This window comes from Anaeroplasma sp. (genome assembly GCF_034179385.1).
GTDB lineage: Bacteria > Bacillota_I > Bacilli_A > Acholeplasmatales > Anaeroplasmataceae > Anaeroplasma.
Window position 1 is genome coordinate 1 of the sequence record NZ_JAXFPY010000043.1, and the last position, 5,099, is coordinate 5,099.

Annotated in this window: 5 protein-coding genes and 1 tRNA gene; 5 read left to right on the top strand and 1 reads right to left on the bottom strand. The window is 33.2% G+C overall.

What is annotated here, in order from left to right; genetic code table 11:
• The first annotated feature begins 302 nt into the window (after positions 1-302).
• The 5 genes from SPJ17_RS02945 (at position 303) to SPJ17_RS02965 (ending at position 4,817) form a co-directional block, all read left to right on the top strand.
• Positions 303-1,184 (top strand): alpha/beta hydrolase, encoded by an 882-nt coding sequence (locus SPJ17_RS02945; protein WP_321092618.1) that lies wholly within the window; start codon positions 303-305, stop codon positions 1,182-1,184.
• A gap of 79 nt (positions 1,185-1,263) precedes the next feature.
• Positions 1,264-1,962 carry a GTP pyrophosphokinase family protein gene (locus SPJ17_RS02950; protein WP_321092620.1) on the top strand — a complete coding sequence of 233 codons (699 nt, stop codon included), beginning with the start codon at positions 1,264-1,266 and terminating at the stop codon, positions 1,960-1,962.
• Positions 1,955-2,776 carry a type I methionyl aminopeptidase gene (gene map / locus SPJ17_RS02955; protein ID WP_321092623.1) on the top strand — a complete coding sequence of 274 codons (822 nt, stop codon included), beginning with the start codon at positions 1,955-1,957 and terminating at the stop codon, positions 2,774-2,776. The genes SPJ17_RS02950 and map overlap by 8 nt, the downstream gene beginning before the upstream one ends.
• 13 nt (positions 2,777-2,789) lie before the next feature.
• Positions 2,790-4,094: an HD domain-containing protein gene (locus tag SPJ17_RS02960; protein WP_321092625.1), complete on the top strand. Its 1,305-nt coding sequence runs from the start codon at positions 2,790-2,792 to the stop codon at positions 4,092-4,094.
• Between the two features lie 177 nt (positions 4,095-4,271).
• Positions 4,272-4,817, top strand: coding sequence for a hypothetical protein (locus SPJ17_RS02965; protein ID WP_321092627.1), 546 nt, complete (start codon positions 4,272-4,274; stop codon positions 4,815-4,817).
• Positions 4,818-4,952: 135 nt separating this feature from the next.
• Here the strand turns inward: SPJ17_RS02965 and SPJ17_RS02970 are convergent.
• Positions 4,953-5,028: transfer RNA gene (locus SPJ17_RS02970), tRNA-Lys, on the bottom strand.
• Positions 5,029-5,099 lie beyond the last annotated feature (71 nt).

Here is a 5,099-nt window from a genome sequence, read left to right on the forward strand (position 1 = left end):
CCCAACAATATTATACCTTAAAAACGGCTCCGGGTTCGATTCCCCGAGCGTTTTTTTGTCTTACAACAGCAAAAAAAGGGCTGTATGCCCTAAAAATCTAGTGTTTTTCAAAACCTAGGTTTTTTTACAGCCCCTTTTTAAAATTTATAATGTGCATCAGGTGCATTTACTCGGCCTCCCGAACTCCACAATACAGCAAAGACTTCATTCTTTTAAAAATGATATATAGGAATTGAGGGCGTTATACTTTTTTTCCTTTTTCATTTGATGTATAATAAATGTAGAAAAGCGAGGATTAGAATATGGAGAAAATTAAGATTACTGCAACGGATGGACTTTCGCTTTCTTGCCTTTACAGTAAAGCAGAAAATCCAAGAGCAATTTGTCAAATTATGCATGGTATGGTAGAGCATAAGGAAAGATATATTGAATTGATAGAGGCATTAAATAAGAGTGGAATTACGGTAATTATTTCGGATATGCGAGGTCACGGGGAATCCATCAATGAAGAATATTTCCTAGGACATCTTGGTGGGGAATCTGATTTATTAGTTTCTGATCAATATGAGGTTACCAAATGGCTAAAGAAGCATAATCCAAATCTACCAATGTATGTATTTTCTCATTCTATGGGTACATTAGTATCTAGAGCCTATATTGAAAAGCATGATGATGAAATTGAAAGATTGATTATGTGTGGTACAGTAGGATATCAAGCAGGTACTTGGCTTGGTGTATTCTTAGCGAAATGTAAATCGTTAGGCAAGGGCGCTAAGAAGTATTCAAAATTACTTTGGGCAATGTCGAATGGTGCATCCTTTGATCCATCCTTAGATTGGCTATCCTACAGTAAAAAGAATATAGAGAATTTTGAAAATGATCCACTTTGTGGATTTCGATTTACAAATGCTTCCAATAAGGTATTATTTACCTTAGCGAATAATTTACACAAGAGAAAGAGATATCAATGTAAAAATCCTACATTAAGAATTTATTCTATTAGTGGAGAAGATGATAGGACAACTGGTGGAGAAAAGGGCTTAAAGGATACAATGAAATCCCTACTTATGGCAGGATATATTGATATGAAATATAAAACCTATCCAAAAATGAAGCATGAAATATTGATGGAGGATGACCATAAAGAGGTTATCGAAGACATCTTAAAATTCTATCAGGAATAGTAAAATCCAGGGCAACCTGGGTTTTCATTTTTCTTGAGTTAGATGCTTCATTGTGATACAATGAAGTAGGTGATGAAAAGTGATCTTACAAAAGAATGCAAGACCCAATATAGATGATATGGTTTCATCCTTAGAGAAAATGACAGATGAGGATAGAAGCTTAATTGGGGAATATCTAAAAATTGAAAAATGCTATCGATATGCATTAAGAGAAATGTCAGCTAGACTAGAGAATCTAGATGATAACTGTTCCTTACATTTTGCACATAATCCTATTCACCATATTGAATCTAGAGTGAAAACTCCTGCTTCCATTATCGAAAAGATTCATAGAAGAGGGTATCCTGTAACTATGGAGATTTTAAAGGAAAAAATATATGATATTGCAGGTATGCGTGTTATTTGTAATTACATAAATGATATTTATCAAATTGTAACGATGATGAAGCAGCAAAAGGATTTAAAGATTAAACTCAGCAAGGATTACATCCGTAATCCAAAGCCAACAGGATATCGTTCCTTACACATCGTGTTCGAAATGGCCATTTATGTAGATAATATTCAGGTTTATGTTCCGATTGAAATTCAATTTAGAACCATAGCTATGGATATGTGGGCTTCTTTAGAGCATGAGATTCGCTATAAATCGAAGGGCTTTGTTTTTAAAGATGAGGATAAGGATAATCTTAAATTATATTCCGATCAATTATATCAGATAGATTTAAGTATGCAGAGGATGTATATTACAAAAATTATCGAGGAAGAAGAAAATGATTGATTATAAAAAGAATTATGAAGAGAATGTAGTAAAGTACAAGAAAATGGGCTATGAAGTACCGAAGCCTGAGATGATTAAAACAGAAGAGGATATCGAAGGAATTCGCGCTGCAGGCGTCATCAATAATTTAGTTTTAGATGAGGTAGCGAAAAGAATTCATGCGGGTATGTCTACAGAGGAGATTAATACCATCGTCCATGAAAAGACTTTAGAGCTTGGTGGTATTCCTGCACCCTTAAATTATGAGGGATTCCCCAAAAGTGTATGTACATCCATTAATGATGCCGTATGCCATGGCATTCCAGATCCTACCGTTATTTTAAAGGATGGAGACATTATTAATGTCGATTGTACAACCATATATAAGGGCTATTATGCAGATGCATCTCGTATGTTTATTATTGGTAATGCTTCAGATGAGGCTAAGGATTTAGTTAAGGTAACTAAAGAATCCTTAGATTTAGCATTCAAAAGCCTAAAGCCATATTCTCATTTAAGAGATATTGGTGCTATTATTGAAAAATACGTTAAGGCACACGGTTATAGTGTTGTCCATGAAATTGGTGGCCATGGCGTTGGTATTGATTTCCATGAGGATCCATTCATTTATCACTATGGTAAAAAGGGGACAGGAATGATTTTATTCCCTGGTATGGTGTTTACCATTGAGCCAATGGTAAATGCGGGAGAAAGAGGCGTATTCATTGATGCTTCTAATGATTGGACCATTTATACAAATGATGGAAGCTTATCTGCCCAGTGGGAATATACCATTGTAGTAACAATGGATGGACTTGAGATTTTAGCAAATTAAAGGGAGTGATACCTTGAAGGATTTTCAGGTAAACCCAAATATCATTCTTGCCTTAAATATGCTTAATGATAATGGATTTGATGCTTATATCGTAGGGGGCGCTGTGAGAGATTTTATTCTTGATTTACCCGTTTCTGATTATGATATTGCAACGAATGCGACACTAGATCAAGCAATAGAAGTATTTAAGGATTATGAATGTAAAAAATATATATCGAAAAATATTACAATAGGTGTGAAATTAAATCACACCTATTTTGAGCTTTCTACATTTAAGGGCAGTACGATAGAAGAGGATTTATCGAATAGAGATTTTAGCGTAAATTCCTTAGCCTATCACCCTTCCATTGGCCTTATAGATCCTTATCACGGACTTGCGGATTTAGTGTCTAAAAGATTAAGAACTATAAGAGATATCGATATAGTTATAAAAGAAGATCCTATAAGAATTCTAAGAGCGATAAGGTTTTATGAATCTAGAGGCTTAATATTAGATTTAGATTTAAAAAATTACATCTTAAAAAATGCATCATTATTAAATGAAGTAAAGAACGAAAGAATACAAAAGGAAATAAATCCTATATTCCTATCCGATAAGCCATCGGATTATATAAATGAATTTAAAGAGGTGTTTTTTGCCTTGTTTCCTCCACTTTTAAATTGTTATGGCTTTGACCAAAAATGTCAAAAATGGCATAATTTCGATATCTTTAATCATATAATGAAGGTATTAGATTCAACGAAATGTGATTTAATATTACGTATGTCTGCGTTTTTCCATGATATGGGTAAATGTGATTGTTATGCTTTAAATGATGATGGAGTTGGTCATTTTTATAATCATGCAGTAAAATCAGAAGAATACGCAAGATTATATTTAACAAAATATAAATATAATAAATATTTTATAGACCGTGTATGCCATTTAGTTTATTATCATGATTATCCATTAGTCCCTAAGGAAAAGAATGTATTAAGATTCATTTATCAATTTGGCACAAAGGATTTAGATTTATACTTAGGACTGAAAAGGGCGGATATATTGGGTCAAGACCCTGATCTTTATTATAGATTAGAGGCTATAGATGAAATACAAGCGATTATAAAGAGTCTCTTTGATAATGATAAGATTATTACCTATCGTAATTTGAAAATAAATGGAGATGTACTAAAGGATTTAGGATATCAAGGAGAAGAAATTGGTAAGGGGCTAGAAATCATTTTAAAAAAGGTTATTGCTAAGGAATTAAAGAATAATCCAGATAAGCTATATGCCTACGCATTAGAATTAAAATATCATCTAAATGAGGTTGAATAGAAAATCAAGAGAACTTTGTTATTCTATCTGCGATTTTTGTTGACAACCCTATATTTTGGGTTAATATTATATACGAATTAAATAATACTCCATAAAAGGGAGTAGTACCCAAGGGTTTGGGTATATATCGAAACGGGGAACCCACTTTATATGAGAAATAGATTATGGAGGTATTCTATGGAAAGAAAGTATGTAAATGAAGAACAATATCAGCATGTAATTAAGGTTTTAAAGATTTTAAGAATCCTTTTTCTTATCTTAGGTGGAGCCTTGCTTGTTGGTGGAATTGTTTTAATGGTTTTAGGCTTTAATCAAGAAGCAACGGATTCAGTTACAGATTCAAGCTTTGGCTCTCTTTTTGGTGATACACAACTAAAAAAAGGGAAAGACTTTAATTCAGGAATGATCATGGGAGGAGCATTCATGATTGGACTTGGATTCTTCCTTAGCTTTGCTGGTGGAGTGGTATTATCCCTGATTATTCACAGAAGAGCAATTGCTGGCTTTGTGGTTTGCCAAAGTGAGCCTGTTGTACATGAGGGGTATCATGCTTATAAGGATACAATAGAAGAGGTTGTTAAAGATACTTGTGAGGCGATAAACTCTACAAAAAATGAAAGGGTAGAGGATCCAGATAAGGATCATAAGTTTTGTAAGTATTGTGGCAATGTGCTAGATAATGATGCAGTGTTCTGCGAATTTTGTGGCAAAAAGCTAAATTAATCTATAGTAGTAAAAGATTCTTTTGTTTATTTTTTATGTTTTTATTTCTATGAAAAAAAGGTTGGCAGCAATGTCAACCTTATCTTTCATATGGATATATAAAAAAATGGTTTATCAACCATTTCATCTTTAAGCTGGTGGACTGTTAGGGACTCGAACCCTAGACCCACTGATTAAGAGTCAGTTGCTCTACCAACTGAGCTAACAGTCCATCTCAAGTTACTTATTAAGTATACCATATAAATATAGAAATGTGAATACCTAAATTTTATTTTCTATTTA

Excerpts from the sequence above, each read along its gene's own strand:
- SPJ17_RS02945 (WP_321092618.1), top strand. The coding sequence starts at position 303 with ATGGAGAAAATTAAGATTACTGCAACGGATGGACTTTCGCTTTCTTGC.
- map (WP_321092623.1), top strand. The coding sequence starts at position 1,955 with ATGATTGATTATAAAAAGAATTATGAAGAGAATGTAGTAAAGTACAAG.
- SPJ17_RS02965 (WP_321092627.1), top strand. The coding sequence starts at position 4,272 with ATGGAAAGAAAGTATGTAAATGAAGAACAATATCAGCATGTAATTAAG.